Source organism: [Mycobacterium] fortunisiensis (genome assembly GCF_019050325.1).
Taxonomy (GTDB): domain Bacteria; phylum Actinomycetota; class Actinomycetes; order Mycobacteriales; family Mycobacteriaceae; genus Mycobacterium; species Mycobacterium fortunisiensis.
Genome location: NZ_VOMB01000012.1, coordinates 93085 through 114765, shown reverse-complemented (window position 1 = coordinate 114765; position 21681 = coordinate 93085). Strand labels below are relative to the sequence as shown.

Annotated in this window: 18 protein-coding genes; 10 read left to right on the top strand and 8 right to left on the bottom strand. The window is 67.8% G+C overall.

The window, feature by feature from the left end; all coding sequences use genetic code 11:
* Positions 1–31: 31 nt before the first annotated feature.
* From FR943_RS09145 to FR943_RS09125, 5 genes are all read left to right on the top strand, one after another.
* Positions 32–1090 carry a glucose 1-dehydrogenase gene (locus FR943_RS09145; RefSeq protein WP_217156122.1) on the top strand — a complete coding sequence of 353 codons (1059 nt, stop codon included), beginning with the start codon at positions 32–34 and terminating at the stop codon, positions 1088–1090.
* 2 nt (positions 1091–1092) lie between these two features.
* Positions 1093–2922 carry a glycoside hydrolase family 15 protein gene (locus tag FR943_RS09140; protein ID WP_217156121.1) on the top strand — a complete coding sequence of 610 codons (1830 nt, stop codon included), beginning with the start codon at positions 1093–1095 and terminating at the stop codon, positions 2920–2922.
* An 81-nt stretch (positions 2923–3003) separates the two neighbouring features.
* Positions 3004–4797, top strand: a complete 1794-nt coding sequence (locus FR943_RS09135; protein WP_217156120.1) for a thiamine pyrophosphate-requiring protein — start codon at positions 3004–3006, stop codon at positions 4795–4797.
* 13 nt (positions 4798–4810) lie between these two features.
* Positions 4811–5917: an enolase C-terminal domain-like protein gene (locus tag FR943_RS09130; protein WP_217156119.1), complete on the top strand. Its 1107-nt coding sequence runs from the start codon at positions 4811–4813 to the stop codon at positions 5915–5917.
* Positions 5918–5936: 19 nt separating this feature from the next.
* Complete coding sequence (locus tag FR943_RS09125; protein WP_217156118.1) at positions 5937–8801, top strand: FAD-binding and (Fe-S)-binding domain-containing protein; 2865 nt, start codon at positions 5937–5939, stop codon at positions 8799–8801.
* Here FR943_RS09125 and FR943_RS09120 read toward each other — a convergent pair.
* Positions 8794–9963 (bottom strand): acyl-CoA dehydrogenase, encoded by a 1170-nt coding sequence (locus FR943_RS09120; protein ID WP_217156117.1) that lies wholly within the window; start codon positions 9961–9963, stop codon positions 8794–8796. The two genes, FR943_RS09125 and FR943_RS09120, sit on opposite strands and share 8 nt — an antisense overlap.
* Before the next feature lie 138 nt (positions 9964–10101).
* On the opposite strand from FR943_RS09120, the gene FR943_RS09115 reads away from it, so the two are divergent.
* A complete protein-coding gene (locus FR943_RS09115; protein ID WP_217156116.1) occupies positions 10102–10758 on the top strand; it encodes a TetR/AcrR family transcriptional regulator in 657 nt (218 codons plus the stop codon).
* Between the two features lie 13 nt (positions 10759–10771).
* Here FR943_RS09115 and purE read toward each other — a convergent pair whose 3' ends face one another.
* Both purE and FR943_RS09105 read right to left on the bottom strand, forming a co-directional pair.
* Positions 10772–11320: a 5-(carboxyamino)imidazole ribonucleotide mutase gene (purE, locus tag FR943_RS09110; protein WP_217156115.1), complete on the bottom strand. Its 549-nt coding sequence runs from the start codon at positions 11318–11320 to the stop codon at positions 10772–10774.
* Positions 11307–12518 (bottom strand): 5-(carboxyamino)imidazole ribonucleotide synthase, encoded by a 1212-nt coding sequence (locus FR943_RS09105; RefSeq protein WP_217156114.1) that lies wholly within the window; start codon positions 12516–12518, stop codon positions 11307–11309. The genes purE and FR943_RS09105 overlap by 14 nt, the downstream gene beginning before the upstream one ends.
* Before the next feature lie 122 nt (positions 12519–12640).
* Between FR943_RS09105 and FR943_RS09100 the strand changes: the two genes are divergently transcribed.
* Complete coding sequence (locus tag FR943_RS09100; RefSeq protein WP_217156113.1) at positions 12641–13306, top strand: GtrA family protein; 666 nt, start codon at positions 12641–12643, stop codon at positions 13304–13306.
* Here FR943_RS09100 and FR943_RS09095 read toward each other — a convergent pair.
* The 5 genes from FR943_RS09095 to casI are packed head-to-tail and all read right to left on the bottom strand — an operon-like array spanning position 13261 to position 18949.
* Positions 13261–13779, bottom strand: coding sequence for a PH domain-containing protein (locus FR943_RS09095; protein ID WP_217156112.1), 519 nt, complete (start codon positions 13777–13779; stop codon positions 13261–13263). The genes FR943_RS09100 and FR943_RS09095 overlap by 46 nt on opposite strands.
* A gap of 9 nt (positions 13780–13788) precedes the next feature.
* Positions 13789–14586, bottom strand: a complete 798-nt coding sequence (locus FR943_RS09090; RefSeq protein WP_217156111.1) for a biotin--[acetyl-CoA-carboxylase] ligase — start codon at positions 14584–14586, stop codon at positions 13789–13791.
* Between the two features lie 24 nt (positions 14587–14610).
* Entirely contained in the window at positions 14611–15741 is a 1131-nt protein-coding gene (locus FR943_RS09085) for a 3-ketosteroid-9-alpha-monooxygenase, oxygenase component (RefSeq protein WP_217156110.1), read from the bottom strand.
* A gap of 29 nt (positions 15742–15770) precedes the next feature.
* Entirely contained in the window at positions 15771–17324 is a 1554-nt protein-coding gene (locus FR943_RS09080) for an FAD-binding protein (protein ID WP_217156109.1), read from the bottom strand.
* Positions 17321–18949 (bottom strand): steroid-22-oyl-CoA synthetase, encoded by a 1629-nt coding sequence (gene casI, locus FR943_RS09075; RefSeq protein WP_217156108.1) that lies wholly within the window; start codon positions 18947–18949, stop codon positions 17321–17323. The genes FR943_RS09080 and casI overlap by 4 nt, the downstream gene beginning before the upstream one ends.
* Before the next feature lie 176 nt (positions 18950–19125).
* On the opposite strand from casI, the gene FR943_RS09070 reads away from it, so the two are divergent.
* From FR943_RS09070 to FR943_RS09060, 3 genes are read left to right on the top strand one after another with little or no spacing between them, the layout of a single operon-like run.
* Positions 19126–20754: an acyl-CoA carboxylase subunit beta gene (locus tag FR943_RS09070; protein WP_217156107.1), complete on the top strand. Its 1629-nt coding sequence runs from the start codon at positions 19126–19128 to the stop codon at positions 20752–20754.
* Between the two features lie 20 nt (positions 20755–20774).
* Positions 20775–21029 carry an acyl-CoA carboxylase subunit epsilon gene (locus FR943_RS26645; protein ID WP_308170512.1) on the top strand — a complete coding sequence of 85 codons (255 nt, stop codon included), beginning with the start codon at positions 20775–20777 and terminating at the stop codon, positions 21027–21029.
* A 14-nt stretch (positions 21030–21043) separates the two neighbouring features.
* A complete protein-coding gene (locus FR943_RS09060; RefSeq protein WP_217156105.1) occupies positions 21044–21670 on the top strand; it encodes a Maf family protein in 627 nt (208 codons plus the stop codon).
* Positions 21671–21681: the final 11 nt, after the last annotated feature.

The following is a 21681-nucleotide window of genomic DNA, read 5'->3' as shown; positions in this document are numbered from 1 at the left end:
TCTCCATCGGCCGGAAAGGGTGGTGACGCAGATGCGCGCCCTGACGATCGCGCCCATGCACGCGGATTCACTGGAGATTTCCGAGGTTCCCGAGCCCACGCCGGGCCACGACGAGCTACTGGTGGACGGGCTGGCGCTCGGTGTGTGCGGCACCGACAGGGAAATCGCCCGCGGCGAATACGGGTGGGCCCCGCCGCACCGTGACCGCTTGATACTCGGCCACGAGTCGTTGGGCCGGGTCTCCCACGCGCCGCCGAACAGTAACTTCGAGTCGGGTGACCTGGTGGTCGGGGTGGTACGACGCCCAGATCCGCAGCCGTGCGGCCCCTGCGCCCACGGCGAATTCGACATGTGCCGCAACGGTCGTTACACCGAGCGCGGCATCAAGGAGATCGACGGTTACGGAAGCCGGCAATGGTGCGTGGAAACCGATTACGCGGTGCGATTGGACCCCCGCCTGGAACCGGTCGGCATGCTGATGGAACCGACGACCGTGGTGGCCAAGGCCTGGGAGCAGGTGCACCGGATCGGTGAGCGCGCCTGGTTCGAACCCAAGCGCGTACTCGTCACCGGCGCCGGTCCGATCGGACTGCTGGCGGCCATGCTCGCCGTGCAGCAGGGTCTGGAGACCCACGTGCTGGATCGCCACACCGACGGACCCAAGCCCGGCATCGTCGAGGCGCTCGGCGCCAGCTATCACCACGACGACATCGCCGAGGTGGCCGGCAAGCTACAGCCCGATGTGGTGATCGAGGCCACCGGGGCCGGACCGGTCGTCTTCGGCGCGATCGCCAACACCGCGTCCTATGGCATCGTGTGTCTGACCGGGGTGTCCCCGGCCGGACGCACCTTGCGCATCGATGCCGGTGACGTGAACCGGGAAATGGTGCTGGAGAACGACGCTGTCGTCGGCTCGGTGAACGCCAATCTTCGCCACTACCACCAGGCCGCGGCCGCGCTGGCCAAGGCCGACCTGGATTGGCTGTCCAGTCTCATCACCCGCAGGGTTCCGCTGGAGCGCGCCCCCGAGGCGTTCGACACCGAGCCGGACGATGTCAAGGTGGTCATCGATCTCGCCACCGGGTCGTGAGCATGGCCCCGATCGAAGACTATGCGTTGCTCGGTGATCTGCAAACCGCCGCGCTGGTCAGCCGATTCGGCTCGATCGACTGGCTGTGTCTGCCCCGATTCGATTCGCCGGCCTGTTTCGCCGCGCTCCTCGAGGACGACGACCACGAAACGGACGCCGGCAGTTGGCTGTTGGCACCGGCAGCGGGCGGCGCGGCCACCCGCCGTCACTACCGTGACGATTCCCTGGTGCTCGAATCCGTCTGGGAGACAGCCGATGGCACGGTGCGGCTCATCGACTTCATGCCACCGCGCGGCATCGCCGCCGATGTGGTGCGCATCGTCGAGGGCGTGCGGGGCCGGGTCCCGGTGCGGATGAACCTCAAGCTGCGCTTCGATTACGGACACGTGGTTCCGTGGGTGCGCCGCCGGGGTGACGATCTGACCGCGATCGCCGGACCCGACGCGGTGTGGCTGCGAACCCCGGTAGCGCTGCGCGGCCAGGGTATGGCGACCGTGGCCGAGTTCGAGGTGGCTGCCGGCCAGCGAATCCCGTTCGTCCTGACTTATCAGCTGTCGCATCTGTCGAGGCCGGATCCGGTCGACGCCGAGAAAGCGCTGGAGGAAACCGCACGGTACTGGGCACAGTGGATGTCGCGGTGCAGCTACACCGGTCGGTGGCGGCCGGAGGTGCAGCGTTCGCTGTTGTTGCTCAAGGCCCTCACCTACGAGCCCACTGGCGGGATCATGGCCGCGGCCACCACGTCGCTGCCCGAGCAGATCGGCGGCCCCCGCAATTGGGATTATCGCTACTGCTGGTTGCGCGATGCGACGTTCACTCTGCAGGCCCTGCTGGGCACCGGGTTTGTCGAGGAGGCGCAGGCCTGGCGGGAATGGCTGGTGCGCGCGGTCGCCGGCGATCCGGCCGACCTGCAGATCATGTACGGCCTCGACGGCCGGCGCCGGCTTCCCGAGTTCGAGCTCGATTGGCTTGGTGGATATGAGAACTCGCAACCCGTGCGGGTGGGCAACGCGGCGGCCGCGCAGTTCCAGCTCGACGTGTGGGGTGAGATCCTCGACGGACTGCACCTGGCCCGGGAGGCCGGCATGGAGGCCGACGACACCGCCTGGGATGTGCAGCGTGCGCTGCTGGATTACCTCGAGGGCCACTGGCGTGACGCCGACAGTTCGCTATGGGAGGTACGGGGCCCGCGTCGACAGTTCGTCCACTCCAAGATCATGGCGTGGGCCGGAGTGGACCGCGCCGTACGCACCGTCGTCAACCATCACCTCGACGGTCCGGTGGACCGGTGGCGCGCGCTGCGCGACGAGATCCACCGCGACGTGTGCACCAACGGCTATGACGCCGACCGCAACACCTTCACCCAGTCCTACGGTGCGCCGGACCTGGATGCCGCCCTGTTGCTGATCGGCCGGGTCGGTTTCCTGCCATGGGAAGACCCCAGGGTGATCGGCACCGTCGAAGCGGTGCGTGCGGAGTTGTGCCATCACGGGTTCGTGCTGCGGTACCACCCACAGAAGACCGACGACGGCCTCCCCGGCGGCGAGGGCGTGTTCCTGGCCTGCAGCTTCTGGCTGGCCGACGCGCTGGCCGGGATCGGCCGCACCGACGAGGCGACCGAGCTGTTCGAACGGCTGCTGGCCCTGCGCAACGACGTCGGGCTGCTCAGTGAGGAGTACGACGCCGCGGCGCACCGTCAGATCGGCAACACTCCGCAGGCCTTCAGCCTGGTCGGACTGATCAACACCGCCCGCCACTTGAGCGGTCATCGCACCGCGACGTCGGCCCGCGGTCACGAACAGCACGTGCAGACCCATGAGCGGCCCGATTAGTTGATTGACAACAACAATTGCGTAGGAACAACGAGATCGGGTATCCGGATCGCATCACCCATTGGCGCAGAGGAGGAACCCATGTCTGAGCGAACCGTCGCCGATTACCTGCTGCAACGCCTACGGGAATGGGACGTGCGCGATGTGTTCGCCTTCCCCGGTGACGGCATCAACGCCATCTTGGCGGCCTGGGGGCGGGCCGAGGACTGTCCTCGCTTCATCCAGGCCCGGCACGAGGAGATGAGCGCGTTCGAGGCCGTCGGCTACGCCAAGTTCAGCGGCAGGATCGGCGTCTGCATGGCCACGTCCGGGCCAGGGGCGATCCATCTGCTCAACGGCCTCTACGATGCCAAGCTCGATCATGTCCCGGTGCTGGCGATCGTGGGACAGACCAACCGCAGCGCGATGGGCGGCTCCTACCAGCAGGAGGTCGATCTGGCGAACCTGTACAAGGATGTCGCCGGGGCCTACGTCGAGACCGTCAACGTGCCCGAACAGCTGCCCAACGTCATCGACCGCGCCATCCGCACCGCGCTGGCCGAGCGCGTCCCCACCGCGCTGATCATCCCGGCCGACGTCCAGGAACTGCCGTACACCCCGCCCACCCACGAGTTCAAGATGGTGCCGTCGAGCCTGGGGGTCGACTGGCCCGACATCGCCCCCGACGACGCGGCGATCATCCGGGCGGCCGAAGTGCTCAACTCGGGCACGAAGGTGGCGATGCTGATCGGCACCGGCGCCCGCGAGGCACACGCGGAGGTGGCCGAGGTCGCCGAGCTGCTCGGGGCGGGGGCGGCAAAAGCACTGCTGGGCAAGGACGTGCTGTCCGACGAGCTGCCGTGGGTCACCGGCTCCATCGGGCTGTTGGGCACCCGGCCCAGCTACGAGATGATGCGCGACTGCGACACCCTACTCACTATCGGCTCCAGCTTTCCGTACTCGCAGTTCATGCCCGAATACAATCAGGCCCGCGGCGTGCAGATCGACATCGACGCGAAGCTGATCGGCATGCGCTATCCGTATGAGGTCAATCTCGTCGCGGACGCGAAAACCGCGCTGCGGGCCCTGATTCCGCATCTGGAACGCAAGCCGGACCGGTCGTGGCGGGAAACCATCGAGAAGAACGTGTCCCGATGGTGGGAGACGATGCATCTACAGGCCATGGTCGGTGCGCACCCGGTCAATCCGCTGCGCCTGTTCGCCGAACTGTCCCCGTTGTTGCCCGACAACGCGATCATCACCGCCGACTCCGGGTCATCGGCCAATTGGTATGCGCGCCAACTGCGGTTCCGCGCGGGCATGCGTGGCTCGCTGTCGGGCAACCTGGCCACCATGGGCCCTGGGGTGCCGTACGCGATCGGAGCGAAGTTCGCCCACCCGGATCGGCCGGCGATCGCATTTGCCGGTGACGGCGCCATGCAGATGAACGGCATGGCCGAGCTCATCACCATCAAGCGCTATCACCACGAATGGTCGGACCCCCGGTTGATCGTCGCCGTGCTGCACAACAACGACCTCAATCAGGTCACCTGGGAAATGCGGGCCATGGCCGGCGCACCGAAATTTACCGAGTCCCAATCTCTTCCGGATGTCGACTATGCCGCATTCGCCGCCGGCCTCGGCCTGGAGGCAATGACGGTCGACAATCCCGACGAGCTCGGCGACGCGTGGCGTCATGCGCTCTCGGCGGGGAAACCCACAGTGCTCGACGTCCACACCGGCCCCGACGTACCGCCCATCCCGCCGCACGCCACCTGGGAGCAGTTCAAGTCGACCGCTGCGGCGGTGCTGGAGGGCGACGAGAACAGCTGGGGCTTCATCAAGGAGGGCATCAAGGCCAAGGCGCAGGAATTCGTTCCGCGCCGCGGCAATTGATCCGGGGATCGTCATGCACGGATCAGCCACACCGGTCACCGACCTCATCGCTGCCGCCTACACCATCCCCACCGACTCTCCCGAGGCCGACGGCACCCTGAGCTGGGACACCACCACGCTCGTGGTGGTCACTGTCCACTGCGGCGACGCGGCGGGCACCGGATGGACCTACGGCAGCGCAGCGGCGGTGCCGCTGATCCGTGAGCTGCTGGCCCCACAGGTGCAGGGGCGCAATGCGTTCGATGTGTCCGGAAGCCTTGACGTCATGGTTCGCGCCGTCCGCAACGCCGGCCGCGCGGGCGTGGCCGGCCAGGCGATCTCCGCGGTCGACGTGGCCCTGTGGGATCTGAAAGCGCGACTGCTAGACCTGCCGCTGCACCGACTGATCGGGGCGGTCCGCGACGACGTCCCGGTGTACGGCAGCGGTGGGTTCACCACCTACCGCGAACACCAGTTGAACGTTCAGTTGAACGACTGGACGCAGAACCTGGGTATCCCCCGGGTCAAGATCAAGATCGGAGAGTCGTGGGGGCACCGGATGCCGCGGGACATCAGCCGGATCCGTCAGGCCCGCAACGTGATCGGTGCGGAGTGCGAGCTGTATGTGGACGCCAACGGCGGCTACCGCGCCAAACAGGCCGTGCGGTTGATGCGCGACGTCGCCGACTGCCGGGTGAGCTGGTTCGAGGAGCCGGTGTCCTCCGATGACCTGCCCGGGTTGCGTGCGGTGCGTGAGGCTGTCGATGCCGAGGTGGCTGCCGGCGAGTACGGCTATGACCTCACCTACTTCCGGCGCATGTGTGCCGGCGAGGCTGTCGACTGCCTGCAGGCCGATGCCTCGCGGTGCGGCGGGATCACCGAATGGCTGCGCGTCGCGGCCGTCGCCGCCGCCCATCACCTGCAGCTCTCCGCACACTGCGCTCCCTACTTGCACGCCCACGTCGCGGCGTGTGTGCCCAACCTCCGGCACCTCGAATGGTTCCACGACCATGCGCGGATTGCGCTGCGCTACTTCGAGGGTGCGGCCCCACCCGTCGACGGGATGCTGCGGTTGCCGGACAGGCCGGGGCACGGCCTGACACTGCGCTGGGCCGACCTCGAAAACCACCGGGTGCTTTGACAATTCACTGAGGACCACCATGACTGCACTGCTGTTCGAGTCCCTGGCCGCTGATTTACGTGACCGGGTCGCCGGAGAAGTCCGCTTCGACCCGGGCTCACGGGCCACCTATTCCACCGATGCCTCCAACTACCGGCAGATCCCGATCGGGGTGGTGGTGCCGACGAGCCCGGACGCAGCTGCCGCCGCGATCGCGGTGTGCCATGACCACGAGGTGCCGGTGCTGTCCCGGGGCGGCGGCACCAGCTTGGCCGGCCAGTGCTGTAACGCCGCGGTGGTGCTGGACTGGAGCAAGTACTGCACGAGAATCGGCGACGTCGACACCGACGCGGGCACCGTTGTCGTCGAACCGGGCATCAAACTCGACGTCCTCAACGACCGGCTGACGCCGTCGGGCTGGATGGTGGGCCCCAAACCCTCCACCCACGTCAACTGCACGATCGGCGGGATGATCGGCAACAACTCCTGCGGGTCCACGGCGCAGGCCTACGGCAAGATGGCGGATTCGGTGCTGGCGCTGGAGATCCTGACCTACGACGGCACCCGCTGCTGGGTCGCGGAGACCTCCGACGAGCAGTATGACCGGATCATCGCCGCCGGTGGCGGTGCGGCCCGGTTGTATCAGGGTCTGCGGGCGATCGTCGAGGAGTACGGCGACGACATCCGGTCGCACTACCCGCACATCCCGCGCCGGGTCTCGGGCTACAACCTCGACGCCCTGCTGCCGGAAAACCATTTCAACGTGGCCAGGGCCCTCGTCGGTAGCGAGAGCACGCTCGTCACCGTCCTGCGCGCCAAGCTGCAGCTGGTGCGCCGGCCGGCCGCGAGCGCGCTGGCGTTGCTCGGATTCGACGACATCACCGCGGCCGCGGACGCGGTGCCCGCCGTGCTCGAACATCAGCCCGCCGCGCTGGAGGGCCTCGACCATCGCCTCGTCGAGCTCGAGCATTCACGCCGGTTGGCCGAAAAGGCGTTACGCGAACTGCCCGACGGCAAGGCCTGGCTGCTGGTGCAGTTCAACGGCGCCACGCAGGAGGAGGCCGACCGTACGGCCGAGGCCACGATCGCGGCGCTGGCCGACAAGGCCGACGGCGCGGTACTCGACGACCCGGCCCGCCGCAAGGAGGTCTGGGCCGCCCGCGAAGCCGGGCTGGGCGCCACCGCATATCCGCCGATCGGCTCGGAAACCCACGAGGGTTGGGAGGATGCTGCCGTCCCGCCGGATCGGCTCGGCGACTACCTGCGAGACTTTCGTGCGCTGCTGACGCGGTATGACTATGAAAGCGCTTCGCTGTACGGCCATTTCGGCCAAGGCTGCGTACACACCCGGATTCCGTTCGACCTGCGCACCGCCGAAGGTGTCGCCAAGTATCGGCGGTTCGCCTATGACGCCGCGCAACTCGTGGTCGGCTACGGTGGGTCTCTGTCCGGGGAACACGGCGACGGGCAGTCCCGCGGCGAGTTGCTGCCGATCATGTTCGGCGAGCAGGTGGTCACCGCATTCGAGCGGACCAAGGCCGTGTTCGACCCCGATGACCGGATGAACCCGGGCAAGGTCGTGCACCCGTACCGGCTCGACGAAAACCTGCGCTATGGGCCCGATTACCGCCCGGCCGAACCTCCCACGCACTTCAGTTATCCCGACGACGGGCACCGCTTCTCCCACGCCGCCGCCCGCTGCGTCGGTGTCGGCAACTGCCGGGGCCATGAAACCGGGGTGATGTGCCCGAGCTACCGGGCCACCGGCGAGGAGGAGCATTCCACCCGCGGCCGGTCCCGGCTGCTGTTCGAGATGCTGCAGGGCGACGTGATCACCGACGGCTGGCGATCGGAAGAGGTGCGTGACGCGCTGGATCTGTGCCTGGCGTGTAAGGGATGTCGCAGCGACTGCCCGGTCAATGTGGACATGGCGACCTACAAAGCCGAGTTCCTGTCCCACCACTACCACCACCGGCTGCGACCGATGGCGCATTACGCGATGGGCTGGATTCCGCTGTGGGCCCGGCTGGCTGCCGCGGCCCCCGGTGCGGTGAACCGCACTGCGCAGACCAAAAGCCTTGGCGCCGTGGTCAAGCGACTCGGCGGAATCGATGAGCGCCGCGGTATTCCGGTGTTCGCCCGGCGGCGGTTCAGTGCGGCGTTCGACGGGCACGTGGGGCCGGCGCGGGCGCCGTTGGGCCCGGTGGTGTTGTGGCCCGACACCTTCACCAACAACTTCGACCCGCAGATCGCCGATGCCGCGGTGCAGGTGCTCGAATCGGCCGGATTTGCCGTCGAGGTACCCGATCGAGCCGTGTGCTGCGGACTGACCTGGATTTCCACCGGCCAGCTGAGCACCGCCGAACGCGTACTGCGGCGCACGCTGCGGGTGCTGCGACCGGCGTTGCATGCCGGAACCCCCGTGGTGGTGCTGGAGCCCAGTTGCGCGGCGGTGTTCCGGTCAGATCTGCCCGAGCTGCTGCACGGTGACGAGGACGCCCACCGGCTGGCCGCGCAGACCCATACGATCGGCGAGATCCTGCGGCTGCGCGCGCCGGATTGGCGACCACCCGCACGGTCCGCCACCGCCGTGATCCAACAACATTGCCATCAGCATGCGGTACTGCACTACCGGCACGAGAGCGCCCTGCTGCAGAGCGCCGGCGTCGAGTTCGATGTGCTCGATGCCGGATGTTGCGGCTTGGCAGGCAATTTCGGATTCGAACGCGGACACTACGACGTGTCGGTGGCCTGCGCCGAGGACGCGCTGTTACCTGCGCTGCGCCGAGCGGGCGCCGAGACCACGGTGGTGGCCGACGGATTCAGCTGCCGTACCCAGATTCGTGAGTTGGCACCCGACCGCCGGCCGGTTCACACCGTCCAGCTGCTCGCGGAGGCTACTTGAGCAGGGCGCGGCTCATCACCACGCGCTGAATCTGGTTCGTGCCCTCGTAGATCTGGGTGATCTTGGCGTCGCGCATCATCCGCTCCACCGGGAAGTCCACGGTGTAGCCGGCACCGCCGAACAGCTGCACGGCATCGGTGGTGACCTCCATGGCCACATCGGAGGCCAGGCACTTGCTCGCCGCCGAGATGAACCCGAGGTTGCCCTCGCCGCGCTCGGCTCGTGCTGCGGCCGAATACACCATCAGCCGGGCAGCTTCCACCTTCATCGCCATGTCGGCGAGCATGAACTGCACGCCCTGGTTGTCACTGACCGGACGGCCGAACTGCTTGCGGTCCTTGGTGTAGGCGATCGCCGCGTCCAGCGCACCCTGGGCGATACCGACGGCCTGGGCGCCGATGGTCGGGCGGGTGTGATCGAGGGTGGCCAGCGCGGTCTTGAAACCGGTGCCGGGCTCACCGATGATCCGGTCCCCCGGGATCCGGCAGTTCTCGAAGTACAGCTCGGTGGTCGGGCTGCCCTTGATGCCGAGCTTGCGCTCCTTGGGGCCGACGACGAAGCCCTCGTCGTCCTTGTGCACCATGAACGCCGAGATGCCGTTGGCACCCTTGTCGGGGTCGGTCACCGCCATCACGGTGTACCAGGTCGACTTGCCGCCGTTGGTGATCCAGCACTTGGCGCCGTTGAGGATCCAGCCGTCCCCGTCGGCCTTGGCGCGGGTGCGCATGCCGGCGGCGTCGCTGCCGGCCTCGCGCTCGCTCAACGCGTAGGAGGCCATCGCCTCACCCGAGGCCAGCGACGGCAGCACCTGCTTCTTCAGCTCGTCCGAGCCGCGCAGGATCAGGCCCATCGTGCCGAGCTTGTTGACCGCCGGGATCAGCGAGGCCGAGCAATCCACCCGGGCCACTTCCTCGATGACGATGCAGGCCGCGACCGAGTCGGCACCCTGGCCGCCGTACTCCTCGGGGACGTGGATCGCGTTGAACCCCGAGGCGTTCAGGGCCTGCAGAGCCTCCTCGGGGAAGCGCGCATTCTCGTCGACGTCGGCAGCGTGCGGGGCGATCTCCTTCTCCGCCAGCGCCCTGATCGCCGCCCGAAGCTCCTGATGCTCCTCCGGCAGCTGAAACAGATCAAAAGATGGGTTTCCGGCCCAACCAGCCATGATCTTCTCCTTCGCTTTCAGCTCTTGGCTCTCTAGATTCCATCGTTGCCCGGACTGCACATCGAGTACATCGCCCTGCTACTTTTGGTACTCAGTACCATAGCATCGGCACTCAGTACCCGACCAGGAGGTGTGTTCATGCCCACCCTGCCCAGCACTCGGGAGCGTCTGGTGAGCGCGGCGTTCGACCTGTTCGAGGAACGCGGGTACGAGGCCACCAGCGTCGACGACATCGCGGCACGGGCTCAGGTGGGTCGCACCACCGCGTTTCGTCAGTTCGGTTCGAAAGAGGCGATGATCTTTCCCGATCACGAGGCGTTGCTACGCCGCGCCGACGAGAGATTGTCGGCGGTGCCGGCCGAAGCGCTTCCCGCCGAAGTCATCGCGGTGGCAACCACCTCGGTGTTCGAGAACTATCTCGCCGAGGGCGAGCGCGCCCGCACGCGCTATCGGCTCACCCGCGAGGTACCTGCCCTGCGCGACTTCGAAACGGCCGTGGTGTCGCGGTACGTCCGGCTGTTCACCAAACACCTACGGGCCGCGCGGACCGGGGACTGGACGGCGGACCTGCGTGCCGAACTGTTCGCCAACGCCGTGGTCGCCGCACACAATCACGTGCTGCGCCGATGGCTGCGCGGCGACGTGACCAACCCGCGGTCGGACCTGGCCGAGGCGCTGGCCGCGACCTGGCCGATCTACCGGGGCGGTGGCGGCCGCACCGCCGTTGTGGTGATGTCGACCGACGAACCGCTGGAATCCCTCACCCCCCGCATCCGCGAGCTGATCGGCGATTGATTCGGCGACCGGTTCAGCCGTCGCCCAACAGGCGATCGCGCAGGGCCGCGTCCTTCTCCAGCACCATGGCTTCCAGATCGGCCTGAAACGTCTCCATCCGGGCGCGCAGCGCGGCGTCCGACGCGCCCAGGATCCGCACGGCCAGCAGACCCGCATTGCGGGCGCCGCCGATGGAAACCGTGGCCACCGGCACCCCGGCGGGCATCTGCACGATGGACAGCAACGAATCCATGCCGTCGAGGCGGGCCAGCGGCACCGGCACCCCGATCACCGGAAGCGGTGTGGCAGCGGCCACCATGCCGGGCAGATGTGCAGCTCCCCCGGCCCCGGCGATGATCACCTGGATGCCGCGGTCGGCGGCGGTCTTCGCGTAGTCGAGCATGCGCTGCGGGGTGCGGTGCGCGGAGACGACGCCGACCTCGAACGGCACCTCGAACTCGGCGAGCGCGGTGGCCGCCTCCGACATCACCGACCAATCGCTGTCGCTGCCCATGATCAGCCCGACCCGTGCTGATGCGCGACCCGCGTTCGCTTCCCGCTCGGCTGCGTCAGTTCCCGGCATGTTCATCCCACCCATCAGTCCACTCGCCGTGTGACAACCAGTGCGCGGCCCGCACCGCACGCTCGCGCAGTTCGTCCATGTTCGCGCCGATGATGTTGACGTGGCCGAGTTTTCGGCCCGGCCGTTCGCCCTTGCCGTACAGGTGCACCTTCGCATCGGGAATCCGCGCGAACAGATGGTGCAGCCGCTCGTCCATCGACATCGTCGGTGTCTGCGGCGCGCCGAGCACGTTGGCCATCACCGTGGCCGGCGCGATGGTCGAGGTGTCACCGAGCGGATAGTCCAGCACCGCGCGCAGGTGCTGCTCGAACTGGCTCGTGACCGCGCCGTTCATGGTCCAGTGCCCGGAATTGTGCGGCCGCATCGCCAGTTCGTTGACCAGCAGGCCGCCGTCGACCGTCTCGAACAGCTCGACGGCGAGCACCCCGACCACGCCCAGTTCCTCGGCGATCCGCAGACCGAGTTCGCTTGCCTCCGAGCCGAGTTCGTCTGAAAGCCCCGGCGCCGGGGCGTACACCTCGACGCAGATGCCGTCGCGCTGCACGGTCTCGACCACCGGCCAGGCCGCGCCCTGCCCGAACGGTGAGCGGGCCACCAGCGCGGCCAGCTCGCGCCGCATCGCCACCCGTTCCTCGGCCAGCACCGCCACCCCGTCAGCCAGGTAGCCGGCCACGACCTCGCGGGCGGCGTCCAGATCGTCGGCCATCACCACGCCCTTGCCGTCGTAACCGCCGCGCACGGTCTTGATCACCACCGGCCCGTCGATCTCGCGCACGAACGCCTCGACGTCGGCGACCGAGGTGATCTCGGCGAAACGCGGCACCGGGGCGCCCAGGGACGCAAGCCTGCGCCGCATCAGCAGCTTGTCCTGGGCGTGCACCAGGGCCTGCGGTGGCGGGTTGACCGTCACCCCTTCGGCGACCAGCTGCTCAAGGTGCTCGGTGGGCACGTGCTCGTGGTCGAACGTCAACGCCGATACGCCAGCCGCCACCCGGCGCAGCGCGTCCAGGTCGGTGTGGGAGCCGATGACGACGTCGGGGGTGACCTGCGCGGCGGATTCGTCGGGCCCGGCGGCCAGCACCCGAAGGGTCTGTCCCAGGGCGACGGCCGCCTGGTGGGTCATCCTGGCCAGCTGCCCGCCACCGATCATCGCCACCTTGGGAGCTGCCCCGTTCGAGGGGTTGGGTGTTGTCGGCACGCGCTCTATGGTGTCATGCGCCGATCGGTGTCATCTCCGTGACCGGCGCATTGACCTGCGGTTAAGGTCCGGCTTCGGCACGATGCGGCATCGCAGCACGCATTTCCGTACACTGCCTAGCTGTGTCCTTCGCCGATGCGACAATCGCTCGATTGCCGCGATTCGTCCGTCCCTACGCCGAACGCCATCACGAACTGATCAAGTTCGCGATCGTCGGCGCGACGACGTTTGTCATCGATTCGGCGATCTTCTACACCCTCAAGCTCACCGTGCTCGAACCCAAGCCGGTGACGGCCAAGATCATCGCCGGCATCGTCGCGGTCATCGCCTCCTACATCCTCAATCGGGAGTGGAGCTTCCAGAACCGCGGCGGCCGCGAACGCCACCACGAGGCCCTGCTGTTCTTCGCGTTCAGCGGTGTGGGCGTGCTGCTGTCGATGATGCCGCTGTACTTCTCCAGCTACGTGCTGGGGCTTCGGGTGCCCGAGGTCTCGCTGACGGTGGAGAACATCGCGGACTTCATCTCCGCCTACATCCTGGGCAACCTGCTGCAGATGGCGTTCCGGTTCTGGGCGTTCCGCCGCTGGGTGTTCCCCGACGAATTCACCGACAAGCCCGATCTGGCACTGGAATCCACGCTCACCGGTGGCGGTATCGCCGAAGCGCTCGAGGATCATGCCGAGCTGCACAAGACCGCGACGGTGACACCGCTACGGCGGCCCAGCCGGCGCAACAAGGCCCGTCAGCTGGGCGACTCTTCGGACCCCAGGGTGTCGAAAACTTCGTGATACAGCAGGGAATGCACCCGCTCCACGCGCGGAATGTCGTGGAATTCCAGGGGATCCTGCGACGCTGATTCGATGATCAGGGTGCCGGTGCGCAGCAGCCGGTCGAGCAGGCCGTGGCGGAATTCGACGCTGTTGATCCGGGCCAGCGGAATGTCGATGCCCGAGCGGGTCAGCACGCCGTGCCGGAACATCACCCGCCGGTCGGTGATCACGAAATGGGTGGTCCACCAGTTCAGGAACGGCCAGACGGTGAGCCAGCCGACCACGACGAGCCAGATCACGCCGATCACGATGAACAGCACGTTCTTGGCGGTGGCCTGCCAATCCATGGCGTTGACCACGGCTGCGACGAACGCCGCGGCCGCGGTGCTCAGGATCAGCACGAGCACCGCCGAAATCAGCCGCTTCCAGTGCGGGTGCCGGTGCAGCACCACCTGCTCGTCGTTGGCCAGCACGCTCTCGGGGTAACCCACGGCAGCACTTTACGGCGCGGACGGGCGCAGATGCGTGACGTCACCGGCCGACACCGTGACCCGCTCGGTCCCGGTGTCGATGATCAGGCGCCCGAGTTCGTCGACGTCGGTGGCGGTGCCCTGCACCGTGCTGTCCCCGGGCAGGACCGCGCGCACCCGGTGGCCGATCGTGACGCTCTCGACGCGGTAATCGGCGGCGAGCGCGCGATCGCCGGTACGCCATGCGGTGATGCGGGCGGCCAGATGACGAAGCAGACTCTGGGTCAGGGGCGTGCGGTCCACCGTGGCCGCACCCAGCTGCGTCAGCGAGGTGGCCCGCGCGTCCGGTGCCTCGTCGGCCGTCAACGTCACGTTCAGGCCGAGCCCGACGACGATGGCGGGCGACGGCGAAGCCACCTCGGCGAGGATGCCGGCCAGTTTCCCGCCGCCAGGGCCGACCAGCACGTCGTTGGGCCATTTCAGGCCGACCCGCACCCCGGCCACCTCGCCGACGGCATCCACGATCGCCAGCCCGGTGGCCAGCGGCAGCCAGCCCCACCGGTCGACGGGCACGCCCGAGGCATCCACCCCGAACGACAGCACCACCTGGGAGCGCGGCGGCGCGGTCCAGGCCCGGCCGTGGCGGCCCCGGCCGGCGTTCTGGTACTCGGCCAACAGCACGGCGCCGCCGATGTCCTCGCCGGCGCCGGCCCGCGCGAGCAGGTCGGCGTTGGTGGATCCGGTTTCGTCGACGACGTCGAGCTGACGCCAGGGCGCGCTCAATCCAGCGCGCAGGGCGTCCGTGTCCAGCGGGGGCCGTGGGTTCATCGCGGCCAGCTTACGGGCCCCGGCCTACCGTGCGGCTTTCGCCGGGTTGGCGGCCCCCAGGTTCGCGGCGACTTCCTGCTGCCACAGTTCGTTGGCGTGGGTGGTGTCGACCTCTTGCTCGAAGCGGTCGGTCATCTCGGGCGTGACGTCGGCGACGTCGACATAGAACTGCTCGTACCACCGGCGATGGTGGTAGACCGGGCCGTCTTCCTCGGTCAGCAGCGGATTGTCGATACGGGCCTTGTGTTTCCAAATCTCGACGTCTTCCATGAAGCCATCGCCGAACGTCCGGCTCATCGTCGCCGCGAGTTTCTCGGCCTTGTCCGCGGGCAGCGCGGGGTTCTGCTGGACGGCGACACCCCACTGCAGCACGAACGAGTCGTGGGTCACCGGATAGTGGCAGTTGATCAGGGCGATCTCGACGGTGAACTCCGGGGCGAGATCGTTGTGCAGCCAGTTGATCATGTAGGCGGGGCCGAAATACGTTGCCTCCGAACGCAGGTACGTGCCGTCCCAGAGCTCTCTGGTGGCGTAGTCCGGCCGCGGCTTGGACTCCATGAACTGGCTCGCGGTATGGCCTTCGATGACGTTCTTGAAATAGGTCGGGTAGGCGTGGTGGATGTAGAAGAAGTGCGCCATGTCGACGTTGTTGTCGACGATCTCGCGGCAGTGCGACCCTTCGATCAGGATCGAATTCCATTGCCACGGTGACCAGATGCCCTCGTCGTAGCCCTCGATGGTGGGCGGGACCAGCTCGGCGGGCGGTTCGGACCCTTCCGGGTCGTGCCAGACCAGCAGCTGTCCGTTGACCTCGGTGGTGGGCCACTTGCGGGTGCGGGCCAGCCGCGGCGTGCGTTTGGCGTACGGCACCAGCTTGCATTTGCCGTCGGCGCCCCAGCGCCAGTCGTGGAACGGGCAGGCCAGGTTGTCGTCCTTGATCGAACCCATGGACAGGTCACCGCCCATGTGCCGGCAGTACGAATCGAGCACGTGCAGCTCCCCGGCGGAGTCGGGGTAGACGACCAGCTTGGTGCCGAAAGCTTCGATGCCGTGTGGCTGTCCGTCGCGGAACGTCGCGGCCAGACCGACGCAGTGCCAACCCCGGGCGAAGCGCGTCATCGCCGCGCCGGTGTCGATTTCCCGGATGTCACCCATTGCTACCTCAGTTCTTCGCGCAGCGCGCATCACGCCTCTCTGCCTAGCATGTCTTTGACCGCCAGGTGGCTGAACAGCATGCTGGTTCCGATCGGATTTCCCCCGCCGGGATAGGCGGTGCCGCTGGGAGCGGCCATGGTGTTCCCTGCGGCGTAGAGGCCGGTGATCGCTGCACCACTCGCGTCGAGTACCCGCGCCGCCGTGTCGGTACGCAACCCGCCCTTGGTGCCCAGGTCGGAGATGCCGAACGCGGCGGCGTGGAACGGGCCCTTCTCGATCGCGACGAGTGGTGAGGCCCCGCCGGAGAAGGCCCGGTCGTAGGCCTCGTCGCCGCGGCCGAAATCCTCGTCCGAGCCGGCGGCGACGAAAGCGTTGAAGCGGGCCACGGTGGCGGCCAGGTTCTCGGCGGGGACGCCGATCTTGGCGGCCAGCTCTTCGAGCGTGTCGGCGGTGTGCCACAGCCCGGTCTCGATGTAGCGCTGCGTGTCGACCATCGAGACGTTGGTGGCCTTGATTGGTGGAACCCCCCCTGCTCCGTCCCCAGAGTCGTCATAGATCATCCAGTACGGCAACGTCATCGAACCGTCGGCGAGCCGCGGCAGGATCGCCCGGCCGATCCGGTCGTAGGCGGCCGACTCGTTGACGAACCGTTGACCGTTCTGGTCGACGAAGATGCCGCCGGTGAACCACAGGGCGAAGGCCGAACGGCCGTCGGGATGGGTCAAACCCGGTGACCACCAGGCCTGGTCCATGAGGTCGACGTCGGCGCCGACGGCGATCGCGGCCTGATGCGCGCGGCCCAGGTTGGCCGGCGGCCCCATGGTGTCGCGTGCCACGCCGGGCACGCCGTACCGCCGGCGCAGTTCGTCGTTGCCCTCGAATCCGCCTGCGGCCAGCAGCACACCGCGCCGGGCCCGGATGGCGCGGCGCGCACCGTCGGCCTCGACGATCGCGCCCGTGACGGCGCCGTCCTCGATGACCAGTTCCACCACCGGGGTGTTACGGCGCAACGAGGCATTCGGGTACTGCTCAAGGGCTTTCAGGAATCGGGCGATCAGTGCCCGCCCGCCGATGAAGTAGTCGTCAGGCTGTTCGGCACCGAGCCGGTCGGCGTCCAGCGGCCCGCGCACCGCCTCGCGCAGGTGCGGGGCCTTCGCCACTTTGAGCGGCCGGGCCGCGATGTGACGCTGCCCGTCGGCGCGGGCCTTGGGCGCCTTGCCGAAGTAATCCGGCCACGGCATCGGAGCGAATTTCAGGTTCTCGTCGGCTTCCAGGTACTCGATCAGCCCGGCCCCGCCGCGGACGTAGGTGTCCTGCAGTTCCCGCGGGGTGCGGTCGCCGACCACGGCGTGGTAATACTCCAGGGCGTCCTCGATGGTGTCGTCGGTGCCGGCCCGCTGCAGCACCGGGTTGCACGGGAACCACACCCCGCCGCCGCCGGAATACGCTGTGGTGCCGCCGAATTTGTCGCTGGCCTCCGCCAGGATCACCGACAGACCTTCTCGTGCCGCGGTGTAGGCGCCGGTGACGCCGCCACCCCCGGACCCGGCGATCACGACGTCACACTGGTCATCCCACTTCATAGGTACCGCTGCCTTCCATATCGCGCGAACTCGGTGTCCAGCGAGAGCTTGTCATCGTCGGTCATCGCCCGATACCGAGGGGCGCCGCGTCCCGCCCACCGGTACACCACCTCGTCGGTCCGCCACCGCTGCTGCTGCAGTTCCCGTTTGAGCACCTTGTTGGACCCGGTGACCGGCAGGTTCTTGGAGACCCGCAGGAACCGTGGAATCGCCTTGGCGCCCAGGTCTTCCTGGCCGGCGAGGTAATCCGCGAAGGCCCTCGCGTCGAACCCGTCGGGATCGGATACCTCGAGCGCCGCCATCACCTGATCACCCGAACGGGGATCGGGCACCGCGTAGACACCGGCGGCCACCACCTCGGGATGCCGGCGCAGCACCCGCTCGATGTTCAGCGCCGAGGTGTTCTCGCCGTCCACCCGGATCCAGTCGCCACGGCGGCCGGCGAAGTAGATGAAGCCGTGCTCGTCGAGATAGCCCAGATCACCGGTCCAGTACCAGCCATTGCGGATGCGTTCGGCATTGGCCGCGTCGTTGCGGTAGTAGCCCTCGAACGTGCGGGTACCGAACTTGTCGACGATCTCGCCCACCGCGTCGTCGGGGTTGGCGACCCGGCCGTGCTCGTCGAAAACCGCTGGGACACAGTCGGTCAACGTTTCGGGGTCGACGATTGCCACCCCGGCATGGGCGGGCCGACCCAGTGCACCCGGCGGCATGTCGGGCGCCAACACCACGGCCCCGCCGCCCTCACTGGACCCGTAGCCCTCGAACAGTTCGGCGTCGAAGCGGCGGCGGAACTCGTCCTGATCGTCGGGCGACGCCTCGGTGCCGAAACCGCGGACCAGAGGGTTGTCGGCGTCGTCGGGTTGTTCCGGGGTGGCCATCAGATAGCCGAGTGCCTTACCCACGTAGGTGAAGAACGTCGCGCCGAAATACCGCACGTCGGCCAGGAATCCGGAGGCCGAGAACGCCGGTGTCAGGCACACCGTGGCACCGACCGACAATGCCGGCGCCCACAGCGCCATGATGGCGTTGCCGTGGAACAGCGGCATACAGCAGTACTCCACGTCGTCGCGCACATGGCCGAATTTTTCGGCGGCCGTATGGGCGATCCGCGCCAGCCGGCCCTGGCTGCAGATGACCGCCTTGGAGGCGCCGGTGGTCCCCGAGGTGAACAGCAGCAGCATCAGGGAGTCCGCCCCGACCCCGGGTGCGAGCACCGGGCCGGCGCGGTGCGCGTCGAGCCGTGACGGGTAGTCCGGCGCGTCGACCACCAGGAAACGCTCGGGGGCCAATCCGAGTTCGAGGTCGGACAGCCGCGCCGCACCCGCGGTGTCGGTAACGATCAATTGGCAATCGGCAAGCCGGATTTCGGCGGTGAGCTCGGCCGCGCCCCGGGTCGGGTTGATCCCCACCACGGTGGCGCCGACGAGCGCGGCCCCGCCGAGCCAGAACACGAAGTCCGGCACGTTGTCCAGGAGCACACCGATGTGAAACGGACCGTCGACCCGCAACGCCTGCGCCAGGGCGCCGCGCGCGGCGGATTCGGCGACCACCTCGTCCCACGTCCAGTCCCGCTCGCGGATGCGCAAACCCAGGTGGTGGTCGCCGACCCGGTCAAGCAACATGGCGGCGATCGTGTTGTGCACCACTCAGGGTTATACCGAGCAGGTCGCGAAAGCAACGCTGTGGTTGCGCGACGGCGCCGCGAGTTCAGCCACAGCACACAACATCCACCGGAGTGACGCGCGCCACGTCCACCTCTCTTAGACCAATCTTAGGGTTACCGATAGCATCGTGACCCATGACGAGCGTTACCGAGCCGTCCGCCGAGCATCAGGTGGACATCCACACCACTGCAGGCAAGCTGGCCGATCTCAAGAAGCGGGCCGAGGAGACGCTGCATCCCGTCGGCGAAACCGCCGTGGAAAAGGTGCACGCCAAGGGCAAGCTGACGGCCCGTGAGCGCATCCTGGCGCTGCTCGACGAAGGATCGTTCGTCGAACTCGACGCCTTCGCGCGACACCGCAGCACCAACTTCGGCCTGGAGAGCAACCGGCCGCTGGGCGACGGCGTCATCACCGGTTACGGCACCATCGACGGTCGCGACGTCTGCATCTTCAGCCAGGACGCCACGGTGTTCGGCGGCAGCCTCGGTGAGGTCTACGGCGAGAAGATCGTCAAGGTCCAGGAACTGGCCATCAAGACCGGCCGCCCGCTGATCGGCATCAACGACGGCGCCGGCGCCCGCATCCAGGAGGGTGTGGTCTCGCTCGGCCTGTACAGCCGGATCTTCCACAACAACATCAAGGCCTCGGGTGTCATCCCGCAGATCTCGCTGATCATGGGCGCCGCGGCCGGTGGCCACGTCTACTCCCCCGCGCTGACCGACTTCGTGATCATGGTCGACCAGACCAGCCAGATGTTCATCACCGGCCCGGACGTCATCAAGACCGTCACCGGTGAGGACGTCACCATGGAGGAGCTGGGCGGCGCCCACACCCACATGGCCAAGTCCGGCACCGCGCACTATGTCGCCTCCGGCGAGCAGGACGCCTTCGAGTACGTCCGCGACCTGCTGAGCTACCTGCCCCCGAACAACTACGCCGAGCCGCCGCACTACCCCGTGCCCGCGGTCGAGGGCTCGATCGAGGAGACCCTCACCGACGAGGACGTCGAGCTCGACACGCTGATCCCGGATTCGCCCAATCAGCCGTACGACATGCACGAGGTCATCACCCGCATCCTCGACGACGACGAGTTCCTCGAGGTGCAGGCCGGTTACGCCGGCAACATCGTGGTCGGCTTCGGCCGGGTCGACGGCCGCCCGGTGGGCATCGTGGCCAACCAGCCCACCCAGTTCGCCGGCTGCCTGGACATCAACGCCTCGGAGAAGGCCGCCCGGTTCATCCGGACCTGCGACTGCTTCAACATCCCGATCGTGCTGCTGGTCGACGTTCCCGGCTTCCTGCCCGGCACCGACCAGGAGTACAACGGCATCATCCGGCGCGGCGCCAAGCTGCTGTACGCCTACGGCGAGGCCACGGTCGCCAAGGTCACCGTGATCACCCGCAAGTCCTACGGCGGCGCGTACTGCGTGATGGGCTCCAAGGACATGGGCGCCGATGTGGTGGTGGCCTGGCCGACGGCCCAGATCGCGGTGATGGGCGCCTCGGGCGCGGTGGGCTTCGTCTACCGCCAGCAGCTCAAGGAAGCCGCCGCCGAGGGCCAGGACGTGGACGCCCTGCGGCTGGAGCTCCAGCAGACCTACGAGGACACGCTGGTCAACCCCTACATCGCCGCGGAGCGCGGATACGTCGACGCGGTCATCCCGCCGTCGCACACCCGCGGCTATGTGGCCAATGCCCTGCGGCTACTGGAACGCAAGATCATCCAGATGCCGCCGAAGAAGCACGGGAACATTCCACTGTGAGCGGGGCGAGCGAGGCGACTGTGGCTGAACAGACCGAAGAGGCGCAGACCCACCAGCAAGCCGACCACGAGGCGCACATCAAGGTGCTGCGTGGGGAGCCCACCGATGTGGAGATGGCCGCGCTGATGGCCGTCCTCGGCACTGCCGGCGGCGGCGCGCCCGAACCGGTGGTCCGCGACCGCAACATGTGGGGCCACCCGGTGGACAAGCTGCGCTATTCGATCTTCAGCTGGCAGCGGGTCACGCTGCTGGAGCGCACCCACATGCGGCGCTGACCGATGAGCACCGGATGACCCGGGTCGTCCTGGGTTCGGCATCGACGGGCCGGCTTGGCGTTCTGCGCCAGGCCGGCCTCGATCCGTTGGTGGTGGTCTCCGGTGTCGACGAGGACGCGGTGATCGCCGCGCTGGCCGACGCCGGGCCCGAGCAGGTGGTCAGCGGGCTCGCCGCGGCCAAAGCCGACGAGGTGCTCACCCGGGTGCCGGCCGCCGTCGCCGCGGATTGTGTGGTCATCGGCTGCGACTCGATGCTGCTTCTCGATGGTCGGCTGTGCGGTAAGCCCGGCGATGTCGACACCGCGCGCCGGCAATGGCATGCCATGGCCGGGCACACTGCCCAGCTCTACACCGGCCATGCGGTCCTCGTCGTGCGTGACGGGTCGGTCGTGCATCGACTCGCCGATACCGGGATCACCGCGGTGCATTTCGGGACGCCGTCCGAAGCCGATCTGGAAGCCTATCTCCGCAGCGACGAACCTCTTTGGGTGGCAGGCGGTTTCACGCTCGACGGACTCGGTGGCTGGTTCGTCGACGGCATCGAGGGGGACCCGTCCAACGTGATCGGGTTGAGTCTGCCACTGCTGCGCCGGATGCTGGCTTCGGTCGGGATGTCGATTGCCGAGCTCTGGAAAAGCTGATCCGGCAGTGA